Below are 21,659 nucleotides of genomic sequence, written 5' to 3'. Positions count from 1 at the left end.
AGCAATAGAGCCCCTGGGTTGCTTGGGGTAAGATGGTGCCGGTCCTGTTTATTTATACAGTCATTTGGATATGCGAAAGATCATTCACATCGACATGGATTGTTTCTATGCCGCGGTCGAGATGCGCGATAACCCAGCGCTACGGGAGGTGCCACTGGCGATAGGGGGCGCAGCTGAGCGGCGTGGGGTGATCTCCACCTGTAACTATGTGGCTCGCCGTTTTGGGGTGCGCTCGGCGATGCCCAGTGGCTTGGCTAAAAAATTGTGTCCGCCTTTGGTGCTGCTGCCTGGGCGGATGGCGCTCTATCAAGAGACGTCCCGTCAACTGAGAGCCATTTTTCTGCGTTATACCGACCTCGTGGAACCCTTATCGTTAGATGAAGCTTATCTTGATGTGACCCAGAGCCGCTGTTGTGGTGGCAGTGCCACCTTGATGGCGGCTGAGATCCGTCATGCCATAGCCAGTGAACTGGGATTGACCGCCTCTGCTGGGGTGGCCCCCAATAAATTTTTGGCGAAGTTAGCCTCCGAGCAACGCAAACCAGATGGTTTGTTTGTGATCAACCCCGACCAAGTGGAGGCGTTTGTTCGTCCACTCCCCCTTGCTAAGTTGCCAGGCATTGGCCGCAAGACCGCCGAACGGCTGGCATCGTTGGGGCTCTATCTATGTGACGATGTCAGAGCGTTGCCACGGGCAGAGTTGATCGCTCGCTTTGGTAAGTTGGGTGAGATGCTAGCCGAACGGATTTGGGGGCTGGATGATCATCCGGTGCAAGCGCAGCGGGTGCGCAAAACCATCGGGGTTGAGACGACCCTCGCCTGTGATCTGCTAGATGAGCAGGCGTGTCGCCAAGTGCTCCGTGACTTGATCCCAGAGCTTGAGCGACGGTTTCTACCCCGCTATGGACGCGAACAACTCATGGGGCAGGGGATCAAACTGAAGTTTGCCGATTTCCAGCAAACCACGGTCTATCGGCGCGGTAGCTATCAACCAGAGCGCTTTCATCTGCTGTTGCACGAAGGATTAGGCAGGATGGCGGATAAACCAATCCGGCTGCTTGGCCTCGTGGTTGGCTTGCCGCAGGAGGGAGAGATCAACCAACTGAGCCTGATGTTGGAACCAGCCGATCTCTCGCCGTTGTCATGAGTACGCGGCTGCTGATGAGTTGGAATCATATAAGTCCTTAATGGGCTGGTTTTTGCGGGAATCAATCATCGCCCTGTCATAAATGACAATTGCCTTGGTTGCGTGCAATTAATTAGAGTGCTACTGCGGTTTGACTCACCGTGTGTTCAATACTCCTGTATCTGTTTTGTCAGTAGCACTGCGTGTTGTGTTTGACATAAGTGTTCTTTAGGTCCCTCTTGAGGGACCATTTTTATGCCAGCTATTCTGCTTTTCTGAACTACCTCATGATTTCTTTCTGCTAGGCCGCTTGGTGTTCCTTAGGGGTTTGGTTATGCTCGCCCAAATAACCGCGAGTGTGAGTCTACCCAGACTAGGGGCTAATCACGACGGTTACCATTGATTAATATGGATATTATCAGGCAGATGGACGGCCCATGAAACTGACTACCCAGCTTGTCTCCTTTATCACCCTGTGTGTCATTGCTGCCATTACGTTGGTATTAGTCGGTGGCGTGTTCAGTTTTCGTGAGTTAGGCATGGAGTTGCAGCAGAAGAAGGTTAACTCCTTGGCTGAGGTGATTGGCAAGCAATTGGAGGCACCTCAAGGGATTGAGGAGATGAATCGCTGGTTGCCGACGTTATTGCGAGCCGCCCATGTCGTTGAACTGGAAGTTCGCCAGGGAAAACGCACCCTATATTTATTTCGTGATGTTCCCGCTGAGCTAGATAAACCCCTACTGCTGCCTTATCGGCTGACCCTGCCTAACCACGATGGAGTCAGTGCTGATTTCAAGTTAGAACGACCTTTCAAAGATGCTGAATATTCTCTCAATGCGATGTCGGGTATTTCACTTGGGGTTTTCATCGCGATATTCGGCCTGTGCTACTCAATCCGTTGGCTGCGCCAGCAGCTAAGGGGGGCGGAGCTACTAGGCGTCCGTGCGCAATTAATCCTCGATGACAAGCTCAGCAAACTCAATCATGACTCTGCCGACGAGTGGCCTGTCGCCGCGAGTCAGGCTCTTGATTATTTGTTGGCTGAATTAGCCGATGCCCGTAAGGAACGCAGCCGTTTTGATAACTTCATTCGTAGCAATGCTTTCGTTGATAAGACGACAGGCATTGGCAATCGTCTGTTTTTTGATAACCGCTTGGAAAATGCCATTATCGAGGCGAGCGTGATGAATGGGGGGATACTACTCATCGATCTCGCCGGTTTGGAAGTCCTTGATAGTGAACAATTTGATCGTATTAGTCCCGAATTGTTGCAAGAAGCGAGTGCCACCATTGGTGCCTTTGTCCGCAAACACAGTGGGGCGCTGCAAGCCCGTTATGCCGGTCAGGTATTCGCGGTACTGTTACCCAACATGTCTGAGAGCGAGATGGTTGATGGCGCCAGCCAACTGCTTAAAAGCTTGCAGCGTTTGCATTGGCCGCCAGCGGCCAATCCTGAAACAGCAGTTTATTTAGGTGCTGTGTGTTACCAAACGCAAGATTCGTTGCTCAAGGTGCAAGAAGAGGCTGAGCTTGCGTTAAAAAGTGCCCGTTTGCAGGGGCATAATGGTTGGTTTCTCTATGAAAAGCAGCTGGATGAAGAATCAATCGGCAAGGGCAGTGTGCGCTGGCGAGCCCTGATCAGCCGGCATATCGAGCAGCGCAGTGTTGCTTTTTATATTCAATCTATTCAGCAGGATCGGGACCACGTTGTGTTGCAGCAAGAGCTCATTACCTATCTGCACGATGAGCAGGGGCGTATGTTGCAAGCTGGGGTTTTTATGCCGATGGCCGAGAAAGTGGGGCTATTGTTACCGCTCGATAGACTGATTGCGGCACAGACCCTGCAATTATTGGGGCAACGAACTGAACAAAGTTGCCCCATCAGCTTGAGCATCAACGTACAGAGTCTGCTCGACACTGAATTTCAGCGCTGGTTGTTTTTCACGCTGTTTCAGTTGCCCCGCAGTACCAATGAACGGCTGGTTCTGCAGTTATCCGAGTCGCAAGTCACCCGCCATTACGAAGCGCTCAAGCGGCCACTGCGCTCCTTGCGAATGCTGGGCTGCCTATTGGCCGTGGATCATGCTGGCCAAGATGTGGTGAGCACCCAATACATCAAGGAGTTCGAGATTAATTTCCTCAAACTTCACCCCAGTCTGGTGCGCGAAATCCATGCTCGTCAGGTTAATCAGATGGCGGTGCGTAGCCTTGTGGGGGGCTGTGCTAACACGCCGACCCGAGTGTTGGCGGTCGGTGTGGAAAGTGGCAATGAGTGGAAGATGTTGCGCCATCTTGGGGTACACGCGGGGCAGGGGCCTTGGTTTGCCGCGCCAGAGAGCGTGGAGATGACGCCGGTCGAGTAAGTCGGTATGGGGGGAGGTTATGCCCCCCTTGTAACAGGGTGGCAGGCTAGATCCGTCCTTGGTGTTGTAACCCCGCCAATCCTTGCAGGCCCCCTGTGTGGATGAAGATGAGCTTGCTCCCCGCTGGGATCTGGCCAGCCTCCAATTCACGAAACAATCCCCACATCGCTTTACCGCTGTAGATCGGCTCCAGTGGAATGCCGGTGCTAGCACTAAAATCTTGCACCCATTGCCACAGTGCGGGACTAAATTTGGCATAACCACCATCATGATGCGCTTGGGCAATGTGCCAGCCTTGCGTTGTGCTGGCGGCGGGGTACAACCGACATACCTCGTTAGCGATAAAGTGAGCGCCTTTCAATACGGCGATAGCGAGAATACGCTCCCGTTCCCGTTTACCCGCGATCATGCCGGCTAATGTGCCACCGCTTGCGCAGGGCAATACCCATATATCAGGGGAAAAGGGCACCTCGTCGATCAGCTCTCTTACTCCTGGAAGTGCGAGGGAGCTGCTGCCACCTTCTGGAATGATAAGAGTGTCAGCAGTCGCGAATTGGCTTAACCAGTCGGCGTTTTGCCGTAGTCGATAACTTGCTCTATCAACAAATTTTAGTGTCATCCCCCAGCGTCTGGCGTCAGTCAGCGTGGGGTTGTCAGCCGAATTGGGTTCACCTCTGATGATCCCTGTGGTGCGAAGACTGCATTGACACCCTGCCGCAGCTAAGGCATGTATATGGTTCGAATAAGCCCCTCCAAATGAGAGTAAGTGTTGTTTCCCCTGTTTTGTGGCGTGTTGTAGATGGTATTTGAGCTTGCGCCATTTGTTGCCGGAAATGGTTGGATGCAGGAGATCATCGCGCTTGCACCAGAGCTGCACGCGATGCTTATCCAACAACGGATGAGAGATGGGTTGCAGCGGGGATGGCAGTACCGAAATCGCATCCGCCAGAGATGATGATAATGAGTTTTTTTTCATTTTGGTGGAGGTTAACATGTTGTTTATGTTAGTGTTCGGTCCCTTTTTTGCAGCCAGTAGCGAGGTCAATGAGGTAGATGTTCAAGCGAACACCCCAGAGCCGTAATGTCGGACTCTTGCTAGCGGCTAACCGGATCGTATTGGCTGCGTCGGGTAATCCCCCCATCTTTGCTGCTCGTTCTGTTGCAGGCTCACAAGAGTGGGCGAGCGCGGTTAGTGAGCTACTTGGCGACCATGGCCTTGCCAAGTCTACGGTGCGAGTTGTGCTCGATGCCACTCTTTATCAACAAATTCAAATAGACAAGCCTGCGGTGCCTGAGACTGAAATGGCCGGTGCATTACCTTGGGCCATCAAAGATTATGTCAGTGAACCAGTCTTACAGCTGGCCATGGATTATGTCGACTTACCGACCCCGCCGGCTGGCCGACCACGGATCAATGTGATCTGCTTGCCCAAGCAGCAGGTGCAGCTGTTGGCGGATGCGGTTAATGGTGTTGCCCAGCTTGCAACCGTGAGCAGTGATGAACTGGCCATGACCGCTCTCTATCCGGCTGACAACATGGTGCGGATGCTGTTGTGGCAGGAGCAAGGGCAGGACCTGCAGCTGCTGGTGTTTTATCAAGGTGGCCTCTGTTTTTCGCGGCAATTGCGTGGTTTTGCCGCGCTTGTGGGTGAGGCCGCGCCGGATAGCACACTGCTGGATGCCTTGGCACTGGAAATCCAACGCTCTCTTGATTACCTCGCCGGTCAGCTTAAGTTGCCAGAACTTGGCCAGATGCAGGTAGCGATCGCCTCTGCTTTCACCGGTACGCTGATTAGCCATATGGAACAGACGTTTGGTTTCGGTGTCTCGGTCATGACCAATAAAGCGGTGACGGCAGGGGTGGAGTACTTATCCGCGTATGCTGCGGCCATCGGGGGCGAAGCGAGATGAAGCGTCAGCTAAACCTCTACAGCGCGGAATATCGACCAAAACGGCAGTGGGCCAGTCTCAATCAAATGGTGCTGGCTTGGAGTGTGGCACTGCTGGGTGTGTTGTTGGTGGGGGGCGGTTATGAGTGGCAGCAACGGCGAGTGAGTCAGGCTTTGGCCCAGACCCAGATCGAATTGGAGAGACAACAGGGGGATGCGCAGCGGCTTGATAGCGCATTAGCGCAACACCAAGCTGATCCCCTTCTGCAGCAGCAGCTGGCCGCCTTAGAAGAGGATGTCGCTGCTAAAAATGAGTTGCTACGGCAACTGAGCTCACTGAGTTTGCAAAAAGACCAAGGCTACGCCGAGTTAATGGCCGATTTAGCCCGTATTCGTAGCCCCCACTTGTCGTTACAGCGCATCGAGATTAATCAAGGTCATATCAATTTATCGGGATTGGCCGATAGCAGCGAGGATGTTCCCGCTTGGGTCAATCGCTTCAAACAGACGCCCTCGTTGGCCGGCAAACAGTTTGGTGAGTTAACGCTCATGCGAGACAAGGAGGGGCAGTTAGTGTTCCAGCTTGGCGCGGTAGCGCGGGAGAAGTCTTGATAAGTTTACCAGCGCGGTGGCGAACATGGAGTCACCACGTCGCGGCCCGATCCGCGCGAGAACGTGGATTAATCCTGCTCAGCGGATTGGTCGTCTTGCTGACCTTAGCTGGATATGGGTGGCTCGATGAGATGAGCATGACGCTCACTCAGCAGCGCCAGGCGTTGCAGAGTACACAGCGAGATGTAGAGATTATCTCGCTTGAAAATCTTGGTAAGCAGGCCCGCCTGCAGCGAGATCCTAATCAAGCGGTGCACGAGCAACTAGTGCGAGTGCAAGGCGAGCAGCAGCGGCTCGATGAAACGCTGAATGCCCAGACCGTTGACCTGATCCCCGCTCACGACATGCCACAAGTCTTAGAGACACTCCTCGCTCGCTCCAGCAAGTTGCATATGTTGGCGTTGCGCTCACTTCCTCCCACCCCTCTGGTGGCGGGAAAACAGCAAGCGAATCTTTACAAACATGGGATACGGCTGCAATTAGAGGGTAGTTATTTTAATATTTATCAATACCTTAAAGCATTGGAAACACTGCCTCGCCACTTTTACTGGCGACAGTTTGATTATCAGGTCAAAGCGCATCCCACCGCTGTGATTGAGATGGAAATCTACACCCTGAGCACCAGTAAGGAGTTTATCCGTGGCTAGATGGCTGCTGTTGTGTGGTTGTTTATTGACGACGTCCGGTTATGCAGAGCACATCGACATGCTGCAAGACCCCACTTGGCCGTTAGAGGGCATTCCGGCTCATGAAAAAAAGAGCAAGCAAGGGCAGGTAGGGTTACCAACACTGCAGAGCATTATCCAAGGTAATGGCGCTGCATTAGCGGTATTGAACGGCCAGCATTACCGCCTTGGCCAGCAAGTCGATGGTTACAAGCTAGTGGCGATCGGTTCCGATAGTGTGGCGTTAGAGAAAGCGGGAAAACGCCATCATGTGACCCTTTTTGCGAGCAAGATCAAAGTCTGAGTCGCTAGCGGCGCCGTTGGTAGCACCGCTTTATCGCGTTAATTGCCAGTCAGGATCTATCTACTACATGAAAAAATACCGTCTCTGCCTGACCACCTGCGCCATCATGGCGGCAGGTTGTACCTCTTATCAGCATCCTGAGCCGACGCAAGCTAAGGACTCGCTGAAACAGGCAATCAATGAACAGCAAAAGCAGATTGCGCCCCTGTCGAGCCTGCCGCGGTCAGTGCAAAGTGAGCTACTCCAGTACAATCGGCCACCCTCACTGGTGAGTACGCCGGAAAAACGGCTGCGGATTGCCGCCCATGATGTGGACGCGGTGGCGTTTTTAGGTTCGTTGTTTAAAGGGTCCCGCTATAGCGTGGCGGTGCATCCGGGGGTATCAGGCCTCATCTCTCTTGAATTGAAAGACGCCACCTTGCCGGACGTGTTGGCGGTGGTGGCAGACATGTATGGTTTTGACGTGCAGCGCAAAGGTGATGTGTTTCATGTTTATCCCTCAGGATTAAGAACAGAAACCATCCCGGTTAACTATCTGATGATGGCTCGTCGCGGCCTCTCTCGAACCTCAGTCAGTACCGGTGGGGTCACCGCAAATAGCAACAACAATAGTAATAACAACTTAAATAACAGTGGTTTAGAAAACAACGCCACCGGCAGTAATGGTGGCAACAACGGTGCCAGTAGCAACAGTGATAACAGCAATGGCACCCAAATTGAGACGGATAGCACCAGTGACTACTGGAGTGAACTGCGTGACTCGTTGCAGATACTGATCGGTAATGGCGATGGCCGCGCCGTTATCACCAGCCCGCAGGCAGGTTTGGTGACCATCCGAGCCTATCCAAAAGAGCTAAAAGCGGTCCGTGAGTTTCTCAGTCAGTCTGAAACCCACCTCAAACGGCAAGTGGTGTTGGAAGCTCGCATCATCGAAGTGGGCCTCAATGAAGGGTATGAGCAAGGCGTAGACTGGAGCGGTCTTTCCGCTAGCTGGGATGGCAACAAGGGGGTGACGGGCGGCGGTTCCTTAGCCAATACCCAGCTCCCCACCACGCCAAACCAGATTTTCACCGCGCTAGCCGGTGGCGCGGGCTTCAAGATCTCTGATGGTAACTTTAATGTGGCGGTTAACCTGCTCAAGACCCAAGGCGATGTGAATACCCTCTCTAGCCCAAGGGTGACCGCCACCAATAACCAAAAAGCAGTGATTAAAGTGGGGACGGACGAATATTTCGTGACCAATGCCTCGACCACCACCATCAGTACCACCAGCGGGGACCGTACCACCCCCAACGTAGAGCTGACCCCTTTCTTCTCTGGGATTGCGCTGGATGTGACCCCGCAGATCGATGAAGAGGGGAAAGTGCTGCTGCATATCCATCCCTCGGTGATTGACACCGAAGAGCAGACCAAAACCATCAAAGTGACCGACAGCGATACCTTGGTGTTGCCGTTGGCGCGAAGCTCGATCCGCGAGTCAGACACGGTGGTGCAGGCCAACAACGGCGACATCATCGTGATTGGTGGCCTGATGAAGACCGATAAGCAAGAGATTGTCAGCAAGGTACCGCTATTGGGAGATATTCCTTGGCTCGGCGAAGCCTTCACCAACCGCCGCGAGAGCACCAAAAAAGTGGAACTGGTGATCATGCTCAAACCGACGGTGGTGGCAAAAGACACTTGGCAAAACGAACTGCAACGTTCGGCGGAGCTGCTCGATAAATGGTATCCGGCTAAAGGATAAACCCATGACGAGCTTGTTTAGTTCACCAGTGAGCCGACCATGAGTGGGACCTGGATGATGCAGGAGGGCAACGGGTGTATTTAAACCACTTTGGTTTACAAGAGGCGCCGTTTGGTCTCACCCCAAATACCAGTTTTTACTATGGTCTGCCCCCTCACGAGGAGGCGCTCCAAGTATTGAACTGGGCGTTGGCACAGGGGGAGGGCTTCATCAAGGTGACCGGTGAAGTGGGCACCGGTAAGACCCTGCTCTGTCGTAAGTTGCTGAGCGAACTGGGTTCTGAAGCCCAGCCGGTGCGGCTGGCTTGGCTGCCTAACCCGCACCTCAGCCCGGACGAGTTGCGGATGGCACTTGCGTTGGAATTAGGCTTGGCGGTGCGCGAGCAAAGTGAGCTGGATCTGACCGATCGCATTCATCGTCATCTGATTGGATTACATCAGCAGGGGAACCGGGTCGTGGTGCTGATCGATGAGGCCCAAGCCTTACCAGACCAGACCCTAGAGGCGATTCGCTTGTTCGGTAATCTCGAAACAGAGTCGTGCAAATTGCTGCAAATCGTCTTGTTCGGTCAACCCGAACTCGATGCCCGATTAGCCAAACCGCACCTGCGTCAGTTGCGCCAGCGGATTGGTTTTTCCTACTGCTTGCGCCCGCTGCGTTTTGATGAGGCTCGGGCTTATTTGGAACACAGGCTACAGGTTTCAGGTTATCGTGGTGCGCCGCTATTCGCTGGTTTGGCGCTGCGGCGGCTGTGGCGCGCTTCACGTGGAATCCCCCGTCTGATCAACATGTTGGCGCAAAAATGCCTGATGCTTGCTTATGGCCAAGGGGTGCGCCAGATCGATCGTTGTCATGTGCGACAGGCCATTCTCGACACCGAAGATACTCGTTATGCCTCCCTCGGGCGCTGGTGGTCACTGCTACTGCTATTGGGGGGCGCCGTGGTCTATGGCGTATGGCGATGAGTGTGATTAATCAGATGCTCAAAGAGCTAGAGCAGCGTCCCCAAGAGACCAGCCGTGCCCGTTATGTGCCGATGGGGCGGCAGTCACCTCGCGGGATGCTGTTATTGGCTCTGAGCGCAGGATTAGTGCTTGGGGTCGCTGGCTGGTCGACGTGGAGCAGCCGACTATCCCCAGAGCCTCAACCCGCTGGTAGTGAGCCGGATCGCCCAGATGCGGTGGCTCGGGTTGTAGCGCCGGTTGCTGCGCGCCCCGTCGCATCGCAACCGGATGCCGATGTGGCGGCCATGTTACCGCTGCTCAGTGATGAGCAAGGGCAGCCAGCGGCTATCCGTGAGCAAGACCCATCGTGGCAGGCGCCAGCATCGGATGCGGCCAACGACATGGCAGAGCGGGTCCCGACCGACGAAGAGTTACAACCTGATCTGTATGCCGAGCTGGCGACCGAGCAGCAGATAACGGCAGCGGTGCCGCAAAAACCGAGCGTGCTGAAGATTGAGACAGTGGAGCTATCGACGCAGGAGCTAGCGGCGCTCGCGGAGCGCAAGGCAGCGGGCGCCATGGCCAAAGGCAACCTGCGTGACGCTCAGGATCACTATTACCAAGTGCTGGCTCATGACCCTCACAACCAAGGCGCCCGCGAGCAGCTAGCGGGGCTGTTATATGGAGAGGGGCGCTTAACCGAGGCACGCCAGCTGTTGGAGGAGGGGCTCAGGCTTACTCCGCAGCAAGCCGATTTTCGCCTGTTGCTGGCTCGGCTGGCGATCAGTGAGGCGCAGTTGCAGCAAGCACTCAGCTGGCTGGCGGGTTATCAGCCCGATCTTGCTAACAACCTCGACTATTACGCCACGTGGGCGGGCCTGAGCCAAGAGTTAGGGCTCAATGCGGAAGCTGCCGCGCTTTACGTCAAATTACTGCGCCAGCAACCAGACCAAGGTCGCTGGTGGCTGGGGTTGGGGGTTGCGGAAGATGGCCAGGGGAATCGGCAACGCGCACTCGATGCCTATCGCAATGCGCAGTTACACGGCAAGTTGGGCGAAGAATCCGCTAATTGGTTGGCACAACGGATTGCCCAGTTAGCACTCTAGCAACTCGCAGGTTCGATGTAGCGAAGTCTCATAGAGTGGAGTGGACATGGTACAACCCAGACTGAAAATGCGGCTTGGCGATCTGCTGGTACAAGAGCAGATCATCTCCGATGCTCAGTTGCAGCTTGCCCTGCAGCAGCAACGTCAGACCAGCCGTAAGCTCGGGGCAACGCTGATCGATCTGGATTTCATTAGCGAAGTACAGTTGCTGCAATTTCTTGCTCATCAGTTGAAGATCCCCTTTTTCGATCTGAACAACCTCATCATTGATGCGGCAGCAGTGACGCTATTGCCTGAAGTGCAAGCCCGTCGCTATCGGGCGTTAGCGGTCAATGTGACCGATAACAACGTGACGGTGGCCATGTCTGACCCCGCAGACTTGAGTGCGCTGGATGCGATTGCCAGCATGCTTAGCCCTAAAAAGATGGTGCTGGCCGTCGCCCGAGAAGGCCAGTTGCTGGATTATTTTGATCGGCTCTATCGCCGGACGCGTGAGATTGAGAACTTCGCCGAGCAGTTACAGGAGGAGTATCAGGATACCGGGTTTGAGCTGGGGTCGAGCAATCTGGCAACCAGCGATGAAGGCGAGGCAACCGTGGCTAAGCTGCTGCGTTCGCTGTTTGAAGATGCCATACAGGTGGGTGCCTCGGACATTCACATCGAGCCGGATGAAAAAGTGCTGCGGATCCGCCAGCGGATCGACGGCCTGTTGCACGAAAATATTTTAAGCGAGGTGCGCATTGCCCAAGCGCTAGTGCTGCGCTTGAAGCTGGTTGCCGAGCTCGATATCTCCGAGAAGCGCTTGCCGCAGGATGGTCGCTTCAACATGAAAGTGCGCGGCCGTGACGTGGATGTGCGGATCTCGACCATGCCGGTACAGCACGGCGAATCGGTCGTGATGCGATTGCTGGATCAATCTACCGGCATCTTATCGTTGAGCGAAACCGGGATGCCGCCGGATATCCTCGCCCGTTTTCGCCGCCAACTGAAACGTCCCCACGGCATGATCTTGGTGACCGGACCAACTGGCAGTGGCAAAACCACCACGTTGTACGGTGCACTCTCTGAACTTAATCAGGCCAGCAACAAGATCATTACGGTAGAAGACCCCGTCGAGTATCGGTTACCCAGAGTGAATCAGGTGCAGGTCAACCCCAAGATTGGCCTCACCTTCTCCCATGTCCTCCGGTCTACCCTGCGCCAGGACCCCGACATCCTCCTCGTGGGGGAAATGCGTGATAGCGAGACCGTCGAGATCGGCTTGCGCGGCGCCATTACTGGCCACCTCGTCCTGACGACCTTGCATACCAACGATGCGGTGACCAGTGCCTTGCGCCTGATTGACATGGGGGCCCCTGGTTATTTGGTGGCCAGTGCGCTGCGAGCGGTGGTGGCTCAGCGCTTGGTCAGGCGGGTCTGTGAGCACTGCGTCGAAGAGCAGGTGCCAGACGAGGGGCAGGCTACTTGGCTTGCCGTGCTGTGCGGGGAGGAGCCTGGCCAACATATCTATCACCGTGGACGGGGCTGCCAGAGCTGTAACTTTACTGGCTATCGCGGCCGCATCGGCATCTATGAGTTATTAGAGCTGGATCAACCGATGATGGACGCCTTGCGCCGCAATGATACCGAGGCCTTTGCGCAGGCGGCTCGTCTGCATCCCCATTATCGACCGTTGGCATTGACCGCCCTCGATTATGCACGGCGAGGGGTGACCTCGGTGGATGAGGTGTTGCGACTGGCTGAGGATCTGGGATAAGCGATGGTAAACTTTGCTTACAAGGGTCGCGATAACAACGGCAATGCGGTGAACGGCGTGGTGGACGCAGCCAGTGAAATGGCGGCTGCCGAGCTATTGATGCGCCGTGGTGTGATCCCGACTCAGCTCACCCCGGGTAAAGTGACGGCACTGGCCACTGACTGGTCGTTGCTGCTGGAGCGGGCGATAACGCTCGATGAGCTGGTTATCTTTAGCCGCCAGATGCATGCCTTGACGCGTGCGGGGATCCCGCTGCTGCGTGCCATCGCTGGGCTGGAAGAGAGTACCCAGAGCAAGCCGCTTAAGCGTGCGCTGCGGATGGTCAATGACGATCTGGGTAACGGGCGTCCGTTGTCTGTCTCGATGCAGGCCCATCCCAAGGTATTTAGCAGTCTCTTTGTCGCGATTATTCACGTGGGCGAGAACACCGGCCAGCTGGAACAGGCCTTTTGGCAACTGGCTAACTATTTCGAGTTGGAGCTGGAGACCCGCAAGCGGATCAAGACTGCCATGCGTTACCCCAGCTTTGTGCTGATCGCCATCGGGATTGCCATGGTGATCCTCAACATCATGGTGATCCCCGTATTTGCCAGCATGTTCGCCAAATTTGGCGTCGAGTTACCCCTAGCAACGCGGATTTTGCTGACAACCTCTGCTCTTTTTATCAACTACTGGTGGTTGCTGCTGGCCATCCTTGGCGCCGCCGTGCTGGGGTGGCGCCATTGGGTGACAACCGTTAAAGGCAAGTTAACTTGGCATCGCTGGCAGCTGAGGTTGCCGATCGTCGGCTCCATTATCGAGCGCTCTCTGTTGGCGCGTTTTGCCCGTAGTTTCTCCATCATGCTCAAGGCCGGTGTGCCGCTGACCAGCGCCTTGTCTTTGGTGGCTGAAGCGGTCAATAACGCCTATATGGCGGGGCAGATCCGCAACATGCGAGGCGGGATCGAGCGGGGCGAAAGTCTGCTGCGCACCGCAGGAGAGAGCGGCCTGTTTAGCGCGCTGGTGATGCAAATGATTGCGGTCGGAGAAGAAACAGGACAGGTCGACGATCTGCTGCGTGAAGTGGCCGAGTACTACGAACGCGAGGTCGATTATGACCTCAAAAGCCTGACCGCTCGTATCGAGCCCATTTTGATCGGGATCGTCGCGATCATGGTGTTGATTTTGGCGCTTGGCATCTTCACCCCAATGTGGGACATGATGAGTGTCGTTAGAGGCAGATAAGCCAGGAGTGGCCGACGCAAAATGAGCATGCAGACAGAGCAAGAAGCACGTTGGTTGGGCGGTTATCGGCAAGTCATCGTGGTGATCTTGTTATTGATCATTACCGTGACCTTGGTGCAGCGCTATCAGCGCTACACCGAAGAGGCGCAGCGTTTGAACTTGAACTTACTCGGTCAGCAATTTGCCGAGCGAGTCCAGCGTTTACATGGATTGTGGCTCGATGAACTGCGGCCCGACACGCTCCATTCTGGTGGTCAAGCTTGGCATTTTGACGCCAGAGGTTGGCCGATCGGGTTGTGGCCATTGGGTTCATCATCGGACAACTGCCGACGGTTGTGGGCCAGTTTGATGGGCGAGTCGGGCGCGCAATTGTCCGAGCTGCTTTTTTTAGCCAGCCCCGACGGGGACGGTTGTGAGGTGGGTTTGCACGATAACTGGCTGATTTATCAATTTTCTGATGGACGTGTGAGTCAAAGAGAAGAATGATATCTATCCCTATGACTATTATGGATTTTTTAACCCAAGCTTGAGCAAAAAACAGGCTGGATGATGGAGGAAGCAAGATGACTGAGCACATAGCACCCACAGCGGTGAGACCCACAGTAAGTACACCGGTGGCCGGCTTCTCCATGATTGAGTTAGTGATCGTGATTGTGATCTTGGGGATTTTGGCGGTGACGGCGTTACCGCGTTTTTTGGATGTGACCAATGAGGCGAAAAAAGCCAGCGTTGAGGGGGTGTCCGGTGGTTTTTCAACCGCAGTGGCGCTGGTGCGGGCGCAGTGGGAAGCGACCGGACGGGCTCAGCAGGACAGCTTAAACACCGTGCTCTACGACGGATCGCGCTTTTATCTGACCACCCCGACGCAGAGCCAGAGCGACAGTGGTGAATTGGCACCAGGCTACCCGATGGATACATCGGCCAGTGGTGATATTGATGTCAACCCGAGCAATCTGAGCGCGCAGCGTTGTTTGAATATTTGGGCGGGATTACTGCAAAACCCACCCAAGGCTACTGCCAACTTTAACGAGGTGCGCGGTAGTGGCAATGACCTGAAGTACTACATCTCTGTCAGCAGTAACGGCTTGAACTCAGTCTGCCGTTATTACTTGGTTAACAGTTTACGCAAAGGCAGCGATGGTATGTATCAGGAGCCGCAAGGTAGTACGAATGCCTTTATGAGTTTCAGTTACCGTCCAGCCTCCGGCCAAGTGACGACCAATATTAATTAACCAAAGGAGAGTGCAATGAAAAAGCAAGCGGGTTTTACCCTGATTGAGTTGGTGATTGTGATCATCATTTTGGGCATTTTGGCCGTTACGGCTGCCCCCAAGTTCTTAAATTTGCAGGATGATGCGAAAAAAGCGGCGGCGGATGGTGTGCTGGCCGCGGTGCAAAGTTCCGCTCAGTTGGTCTACAGCAAGGCCGCGCTGGAAGGGAAGGAACGTGCTCCAAGTGACTCAGTTCTAAGTAGCGATAAGACGTCAATTGCCACGGTGTTTGGCTATCCACAAGCGGCAGATGCGGGTATTAAATTGGCGGTGACGATTGATGGCTCTTGGCGAGGTTCTCCAGTTACACCGGCTACCAAACCCGAGTCATATCAGTTCAGGGCGGATAATGACCTGAAAAAAGGGGCTAAATGTGTGCTCTATACCGAGGCAACGGAGAGTTCGACCGCCACCTCGGTCATCGGTACGCTGGCAGCGGATAATGGCAGCTGCGCCGCGCTTTCTCCTGCTAGCGCTCCGTAAACTTACCCACGCGAGAGTCGAGGCTGTGGCCTCGCTCTCTTTTCCCCCGATGAGATTCCTCATGCCTGTTAACAAAGGCTTTACCTTGATTGAATTGGTGCTAGTGATCCTGCTGCTTGGGATTCTGGCCACCTTTGCCGTGCCCAGATGGCTAGGCAAAGGCGGCGTGGAAATTCAAACCGTGCGTGACGAGCTGCTGACCCGGCTGCGATGGGTGCAGACCCTGAATATGCATGAACCTCCGCACCGCTGCACTCAGTTGGTGATTGATGTTGCGCGGGTTGCCCATATCACCAGCGAGATGAAGGGACTGGAGTGTCCACCACCAGCGGCGATTGCGGATTGGAATGAGCAGCAGCGCACCCGTGGTCGCCTAGTGAGCCTCTCTGATGGTATTACGCTCTCTGTGCCGCAAGGGGGGCCCAGCCCCATGGTTATCCGGTTTGACCGGATGGGCCGCCCCGTTGGTCACTGCAATGGCGGCTGTGAGCTGCTGGTGACGGGGGGGCCGGTGAGCGGCCGGATCAAGATCGAGGCGCAGGGATATATCCATGAGATCCCTTAAGTCAGGTTTCACCCTCATTGAGCTGGTGGTTGGCATTGTGCTACTGGCGATTGCACTCACCAGCATACTGGGGCTGCTGATCAATCAGGCACCACAAGCGGTGGACCCAGTTCAGCAGGTGCGGGCGGCGCAGCTGGCGCAGCGTCTCGCTGGCGAAATACTGCAAAAGTCATTCGATGAGCAGTCCGATCATAACGGTGGACGTTATCGCTGTGGTGAACAGGTTACTGGGGTGGTTATCCCTCCCTGCTCTAGCCGCTATGGCCCCGAGGGGGAGGTAGCGCCTTATGCCTATAACGATGTGGATGATGTTGATACGGCAGGGCAGTGGGTCGATGCCAGCAGCTTGACCCAAACGGCAGCGGGCATTGACCCTGCAGAGTATCGTAACTATCAGGTCAAGATTACCGTGAGCGGCGTTGATTTCAGTGATGGCCAGCTGGGGAGTTGCGCCGTGCCCTGTTCGGTAGGCAAGCGCATCGATCTGCAGGTGCGCTTACCTGATCGCAGCGTATTCGATTTTTCCTTTTATCGAGGCAACTACTGATGGGGGCGGCAACGACTCCGCTGGGCGTTAGCAGGCCCAGAACGATGGGCGTTGGCTATAGCCATGGTTTTACGCTGGTTGAATTGGTGCTGGTGATCGTGCTGCTGGGGATTATGGCGACCTTCAGCAGTCAGTTTATCGCTATCGGTGGCCAAATCTATGGTGATGCCAGCCAGCGTAGCGAGCTGATGAGCGATGCCCGCTTTGCCATGGAGCGGCTTAACCGTGAAGTGCGTGATGCGTTGCCGGGATCGGAGCGCATAGAAACCCTGACCGGTGAGTGGGCTGAGAGCGGCCCGTGCCTGCGCTTTTGGCCCATCAGTACTTCTAGTCGTTACCTGACACTCAACCGCGTTATCGCGGGAAACAGTGGCGCGCTGGAGTTGGTCATGGCAACTCCCACCTCGGCGGTCAATCCTCTGTTGGCTGACGCTGATGCGGTGCGAGTAGGCGATCTGCTGGTGGTGTTCCCAGTGCCCGATAAACAGCGCAGTTCGCTGGTCAACGGTTGTGATTATGGCCGCTGTGTGGCGCAGATCACTGACGTCTTGCCCCCGCAAGCGGGCAGTCAGACCCTGCGCTATCGCAGCAGCGAGCTGCTGGCTGGATTGTCGCCGGGGCAGCGGGTCTATGTTGCTAATCAGCAGGTGCGTTACTGCGTGGAGGGGGAGCGCTTAACTCGCCGTGCCGCCCCCTTGAGTGCCAACTTACCGACCGCCCCCAGTGTGATGGCGCAAGGGCTGCAGGAGGGGCGGTTCTCTCGCGAGCCAACCGCCTTCAATGCTGATGGTGAGCTGGGGGTGCGTTTAGTGTTTTCAGGCAGAGGGGAGTCGGTCACCTTCAACCACAAGATCGGGGTGTTGAATGTTCCCTAATGGTCGGTTGCCGCGGAAAATGCGCGGTAGCGCCCTGATGATTGCGCTGTTCGTCATCGTAGTGATGGCCTTATTAGCCGCAGCCCTTGGTCGGTTGCTCACCGATAGCAGTGAGCAAAATACGGTGGAGGTGCGTAGCCTGCGGGCATTATTGGCGGCCCAAAGTGGCCTTGAAATCAGCCTCTATCGCCTGTTTCCTCGGCGTACCTTAGCGCAACCGCAGCCGCCAGCCCGTTGTGAGACGCTCTTTACCACCGACTTCCCCGGCAATCCCGGCTTGGTTGGCTGTCAGGTACAAGTGCGCTGCGTGATGGCACCGGTGACGTACAACGGGGTGGTCAGTAACGGTTATCGCCTGACCAGTGAAGGGACCTGCAGCATTGGGGTAAGCGACGCTCTGAACCCTGATTTCTCGGTGCAGCGGACTGTGACCGTCGCCGCTTACGATGGAGGTGTGCGATGAAGTGGTTATGGAGCCTGATGTTTCTGTGCAGCCAAGTGTGGGCTTTTGAGCAGATTGATGTGAACGCGATTTTCCCCGAGGTGGTGCAGGGTCATCACGGTGATAGCGATCGAACCTGTAACCAAGTCAGCGCTAATCAGCTCACTCAGTACAACCGCGCCCAGATCAACGGGACCCGAGGTTTACCCCTTAATTTCTGCTCCATCATGCCAGACCCAACCAATGCAAGGCGCTGTGATGATGGTGCGGGCGGCTACAAAATATGTAGCGTCACAGGCAGGGATCTTCGTGGTCTCTCGCTGGTGGGTGACAATCAATTTCCCACCATCACCGCCAACAATAACCTAAATTGCTCAGCGGGCTCGCAAACGGCGGCTAATGCGGCCTATGGCACGGTGACGGTGGATAACTGCACCCTGCCCTTTCCAAGCCGCAGTGAATACCGGATTAAAACCCTGACTGCTCGCAATCGGGCAACCTTGGTGCTGGGGGATGGTGATTACTTTATCGACCGGCTTAACATCGACAGCGTGACGATTCGACTCTCTGGTAGCGGCACAACTCGGATCTTCGTTAACCAGAACGTCACCTTGTTTAACACCGTCAGCATCAATGACAACAACCAAGGCAGCCTAATTTGGGTCAATTATCGCGACATGGTGCTGGATAACCGCACCAGTTTTTATGGCCATCTCTATACCCATGGCCGGCTTAGTATGAATAACAATGCCGCTGTCTACGGCAAGGTCACTGCCGGTTCGTTGCTGATGGATGCCGATGCCACCATCAACAACACGGCACTGCCGCCCATGCTGACCTGTTTCAGAGATGGGTTTGATGAGCCGGTCATTAACCCCGATAACTGGGTGGTGTCGCAGCGTAACAGCAGCGCCTTGCCTTCTATCCAGAATGGGCGGCTGCGGCTGACGCAAAACCAGATTAACCAGTCCACTTCCGCGACCTTTCAGCGCCAATTTCCCGGTGCCAACAACTACTTAACGGTTGAGTTTGATCAATTTGCGTATAAAACAGCAGGCAGCAGTGGCGCTGATGGGATGGCGGTGGTGCTGTCAGACGCTACCATTACCCCCCAGCCGGGGGCATTCGGCGGGCCGTTAGGCTATGGCTTCAAACCCGGGATCAGCGGTTTTGCCGGAGGCTGGTTAGGGGTCGGGATCGATGAGTATGGTAACTACGCCAACGAAGGGGGGGGCGGCAGCCCAGGCTCGCGTCCGCAAGCGGTCTCAATTCGTGGCTCTGGGGCGGGTACTTCCGGCTACAACTATGTGGCAGGCACGCCTCGTAATCTCAATCCCACCGTCGACAGCGGCACCAATAGTAACCGGCCACATCGTTACCGAATCACCGTGGACTCCCGTGTTCAGGGGCGCTCGGTTGCCTTGGTTGAGCGTGATATTGGGGCTGGTTACAGCGCCTTAGTGGGCCCTATCGACATGGCAGCCCAGACAGGTCAGGCCGCGGTGCCGAACAACTTTCTGCTGTCGCTGACCGGCTCGACGGGTTCGGTGACCAACTTTCACGAAATGGATGGGGTGCAAATCTGTGCCCAGCGCTCGACGCCGATAGGTCTGCAGATTGATCACTTTGAGCTATTGCACTCAGGGGGGGCTTTAACCTGTAACCCAGAAGAGGTCACCATTCGAGCATGTGCTAATGCGGATTGCAGCCAATTGATCACCGAGCCAGTGAGTGCAACCTTGAGCCCCGATCCCCCCGCCAACGGCAGCTGGGTGACAGTGCCCGGTATGGGCACCGTCAATAATGGGGTGGTGACATTTACAGGTGGGACTGCCAAGGTCTTGCTGCGCAACAACACAGTGGGGGCCGTGACGATTGGGGTATCAGGGTCAAGCTCCGCCACCAAGCCATTTAGTACCACCCTCTGCCGTGCCGGAACGGGCCCCCTTAGTACGGCCGCGTGCAGCATCAACTTTGCTGATAGCGGTTTTATTTTCGATGTGCCGGATAGCTTCGCCAATCAGCCGCAGACGGTGGCGATCAAAGCGGTCAGAAAAAACGATGTGACCAAGCAGTGTGTGCCGGGATTTGCCAATCAGCGTAAAAGCCTCAAGTTTTGGAGCAGTTACCTGCAGCCCAATAGCAATCCCTATAACAGCAGGATGACCCTTAACAGCACGTCACTGGGCACCAGCTTGGCCAGTGCGACCACGGTGCCGCTGGACTTTGATGGTCAGGGGCAAGCTACGGTGACCATCAATTACCCTGACGCAGGACAGGTTCAGCTTGATGCTCGTTATGAGGGGACGGGCAATGAGGCGGGGTTGCTGATGATGGGGGCCGATCAGTTTGTGGCCCGCCCCGTGGGGCTTTGCCTGACCACCACGGCGGCACAGTGCTCGGCTAACTACGCCAGTTGTCCGGTCTTTCGCAAAGCAGGGGAGCCTTTTACCCTGCAAATTCAGGCCATGGCGTGGCAATCCGCCACGGATAGCGATCTGTGCGTCGGTAATGCACCAACCCCCAATTTTGCCCTCAATAACATCGCGCTAGGCAGCGCCCTCGTGGCACCGACACCGGGGAGTAATGCCGTGGTTGGCACCCAGCGTTATCAGCATGTGGCGGCCAGTAATGGCAGCACTAGCATTAATCAGACGGTGAATGAGGTAGGGGTATTTCAGTTAACGGCGACCCCAGCTGCAAACAGCTATTTCGGTTACACCATTGCGCCCGCTCAGAGCCCCCCTGTCGGGCGCTTTATTCCTGCCGATTTCAGCTTGAACGGGGGCGATGTTGTGCCCGCCTGTGGTGATTTTACCTATATGGATCAGCCATTTGGTATTCGTCTTGATGTGGTGGCTCGCAATATGGCTGGGGCCCAGACCCAGAACTACCATGGGGCGTTCGCCAAGGGGCTTGGCTATATCACCGCCGCTAATAACCAAGATGGTCATTCGCTATCGACTCGGTTGCGTAGTTTGTCAGCACTGCCTTGGCAGATGGGGCGGGCTGCGTTTACCGGTAGCAGCGCGTTTGTGCGTCGTGCCGATACCCAGCAAGATGGCCCCTACCGGTCACTGCTGTTTGGTCTCTATATGCAGGATAACGATGGTAACCGTACCTTGATTGCCAACCCTAATTTCAATGAGGCGGTAGCTGGTAATTGCAGCGGCAGTAGTTGTAACGCGCGGCTCATTGATGCCATCCCGATGGCGACCTATTTCGGGCGGCTGCTCGCAGGCACCGCCGCTGGGCAAGCGGCGGCGCCACTGAAATTAGTGTTGCAGATGCAATATTACGAAGCGGGCAGTTGGCAGTGGCAGCAACAAGATCAATGTACCCGGCTATCCCTTAGCAATCAGGGCATCACCTTTTTGAACCCTAACCAGACCTTTGATGCGGCCAGCCGCGATCTGACTCTGGGGGCGGGGCGTAAAATCAAACTTGGCTTGGAGCCTGTTGCGCCAGGTGCCGACGCGGCGCAGGCCAAAGATGGCGAAATTCTGTTCCAGTTTGCGAGGCCAGACATCGCGGTGCGTATTCCGTACCGGGTTGAGTTAGCGCGCCAGCCCGATGCGCCGCTCTGGCTGTCAGACCCAACCAGTTTGCAAGGGGAGGCCATTTTCGGCACCAGCCGTGGCAATGACCGGATCATCTATCGCCGTGAGGTATGGCAGTAAGAGCGGGGGATTAGATCGATCACCGGTGAGGAGCGCGGGTCGTCGTGGGCTCAGGCTCCTCCC

At 55.5% G+C, this 21,659-nt stretch carries 20 protein-coding genes; 19 read left to right on the top strand and 1 reads right to left on the bottom strand.

What is annotated here, in order from left to right; all coding sequences use genetic code 11:
- Positions 1-70 precede the first annotated feature (70 nt).
- A complete protein-coding gene (dinB, locus tag CUC53_RS14190; RefSeq protein ID WP_100294761.1) occupies positions 71-1,147 on the top strand; it encodes a DNA polymerase IV in 1,077 nt (358 codons plus the stop codon).
- Between the two features lie 416 nt (positions 1,148-1,563).
- Entirely contained in the window at positions 1,564-3,489 is a 1,926-nt protein-coding gene (locus CUC53_RS14185) for an EAL domain-containing protein (protein WP_100294760.1), read from the top strand.
- Between the two features lie 46 nt (positions 3,490-3,535).
- Here CUC53_RS14185 and CUC53_RS14180 read toward each other — a convergent pair whose 3' ends face one another.
- Positions 3,536-4,465, bottom strand: coding sequence for a 1-aminocyclopropane-1-carboxylate deaminase/D-cysteine desulfhydrase (locus tag CUC53_RS14180; protein WP_338027666.1), 930 nt, complete (start codon positions 4,463-4,465; stop codon positions 3,536-3,538).
- A 77-nt stretch (positions 4,466-4,542) separates the two neighbouring features.
- On the opposite strand from CUC53_RS14180, the gene CUC53_RS14175 reads away from it, so the two are divergent.
- The 17 genes from CUC53_RS14175 to CUC53_RS14095 all read left to right on the top strand — a co-directional run bounded on the left by CUC53_RS14175 (position 4,543) and on the right by CUC53_RS14095 (position 21,596).
- Positions 4,543-5,400: an MSHA biogenesis protein MshI gene (locus CUC53_RS14175; protein WP_100294758.1), complete on the top strand. Its 858-nt coding sequence runs from the start codon at positions 4,543-4,545 to the stop codon at positions 5,398-5,400.
- Positions 5,397-5,990 (top strand): PilN domain-containing protein, encoded by a 594-nt coding sequence (locus CUC53_RS14170; protein ID WP_100294757.1) that lies wholly within the window; start codon positions 5,397-5,399, stop codon positions 5,988-5,990. Before CUC53_RS14175 ends, CUC53_RS14170 begins: the two co-directional genes overlap by 4 nt.
- Complete coding sequence (locus CUC53_RS14165) at positions 5,990-6,637, top strand: MSHA biogenesis protein MshJ (RefSeq protein WP_100294776.1); 648 nt, start codon at positions 5,990-5,992, stop codon at positions 6,635-6,637. Before CUC53_RS14170 ends, CUC53_RS14165 begins: the two co-directional genes overlap by 1 nt.
- Complete coding sequence (locus CUC53_RS14160; RefSeq protein WP_100294756.1) at positions 6,630-6,959, top strand: MSHA biogenesis protein MshK; 330 nt, start codon at positions 6,630-6,632, stop codon at positions 6,957-6,959. Before CUC53_RS14165 ends, CUC53_RS14160 begins: the two co-directional genes overlap by 8 nt.
- 67 nt (positions 6,960-7,026) lie before the next feature.
- On the top strand, positions 7,027-8,703 hold the full coding sequence (gene mshL, locus CUC53_RS14155) for a pilus (MSHA type) biogenesis protein MshL (protein ID WP_100294755.1): 1,677 nt from the start codon (positions 7,027-7,029) through the stop codon (positions 8,701-8,703).
- A 74-nt stretch (positions 8,704-8,777) separates the two neighbouring features.
- A complete protein-coding gene (locus CUC53_RS14150; protein ID WP_100294754.1) occupies positions 8,778-9,668 on the top strand; it encodes an ExeA family protein in 891 nt (296 codons plus the stop codon).
- Positions 9,665-10,753: a tetratricopeptide repeat protein gene (locus CUC53_RS14145; RefSeq protein WP_100294753.1), complete on the top strand. Its 1,089-nt coding sequence runs from the start codon at positions 9,665-9,667 to the stop codon at positions 10,751-10,753. Before CUC53_RS14150 ends, CUC53_RS14145 begins: the two co-directional genes overlap by 4 nt.
- Positions 10,754-10,799: 46 nt before the next feature.
- Positions 10,800-12,509, top strand: coding sequence for an MSHA fimbrial ATPase MshE (gene mshE / locus CUC53_RS14140; protein ID WP_100294752.1), 1,710 nt, complete (start codon positions 10,800-10,802; stop codon positions 12,507-12,509).
- Positions 12,510-12,512: 3 nt separating this feature from the next.
- Positions 12,513-13,733, top strand: coding sequence for a type II secretion system F family protein (locus CUC53_RS14135; RefSeq protein WP_100294751.1), 1,221 nt, complete (start codon positions 12,513-12,515; stop codon positions 13,731-13,733).
- Between the two features lie 21 nt (positions 13,734-13,754).
- Complete coding sequence (locus CUC53_RS14130; RefSeq protein ID WP_100294750.1) at positions 13,755-14,219, top strand: hypothetical protein; 465 nt, start codon at positions 13,755-13,757, stop codon at positions 14,217-14,219.
- Between the two features lie 77 nt (positions 14,220-14,296).
- Entirely contained in the window at positions 14,297-14,965 is a 669-nt protein-coding gene (locus CUC53_RS14125) for a type II secretion system protein (protein ID WP_100294749.1), read from the top strand.
- Positions 14,966-14,980: 15 nt separating this feature from the next.
- Positions 14,981-15,487 carry a prepilin-type N-terminal cleavage/methylation domain-containing protein gene (locus CUC53_RS14120; protein WP_100294748.1) on the top strand — a complete coding sequence of 169 codons (507 nt, stop codon included), beginning with the start codon at positions 14,981-14,983 and terminating at the stop codon, positions 15,485-15,487.
- 61 nt (positions 15,488-15,548) lie between these two features.
- Positions 15,549-16,052 carry a prepilin-type N-terminal cleavage/methylation domain-containing protein gene (locus CUC53_RS14115; protein WP_100294747.1) on the top strand — a complete coding sequence of 168 codons (504 nt, stop codon included), beginning with the start codon at positions 15,549-15,551 and terminating at the stop codon, positions 16,050-16,052.
- Positions 16,039-16,599 (top strand): type IV pilus modification PilV family protein, encoded by a 561-nt coding sequence (locus CUC53_RS14110; RefSeq protein WP_100294746.1) that lies wholly within the window; start codon positions 16,039-16,041, stop codon positions 16,597-16,599. Before CUC53_RS14115 ends, CUC53_RS14110 begins: the two co-directional genes overlap by 14 nt.
- A gap of 44 nt (positions 16,600-16,643) precedes the next feature.
- Positions 16,644-17,474 carry a prepilin-type N-terminal cleavage/methylation domain-containing protein gene (locus CUC53_RS14105; RefSeq protein ID WP_100294745.1) on the top strand — a complete coding sequence of 277 codons (831 nt, stop codon included), beginning with the start codon at positions 16,644-16,646 and terminating at the stop codon, positions 17,472-17,474.
- Positions 17,464-17,937 carry an MSHA biogenesis protein MshP gene (locus tag CUC53_RS14100; RefSeq protein ID WP_100294744.1) on the top strand — a complete coding sequence of 158 codons (474 nt, stop codon included), beginning with the start codon at positions 17,464-17,466 and terminating at the stop codon, positions 17,935-17,937. Before CUC53_RS14105 ends, CUC53_RS14100 begins: the two co-directional genes overlap by 11 nt.
- Entirely contained in the window at positions 17,934-21,596 is a 3,663-nt protein-coding gene (locus tag CUC53_RS14095) for a DUF6701 domain-containing protein (protein ID WP_100294743.1), read from the top strand. Before CUC53_RS14100 ends, CUC53_RS14095 begins: the two co-directional genes overlap by 4 nt.
- Positions 21,597-21,659: the final 63 nt, after the last annotated feature.

This window comes from Aeromonas cavernicola (genome assembly GCF_002795305.1).
Taxonomy (GTDB): domain Bacteria; phylum Pseudomonadota; class Gammaproteobacteria; order Enterobacterales; family Aeromonadaceae; genus Aeromonas; species Aeromonas cavernicola.
The sequence above is the reverse complement of the archived record's forward strand: the minus strand, read 5'-3'. Positions and strand labels throughout refer to the sequence as shown.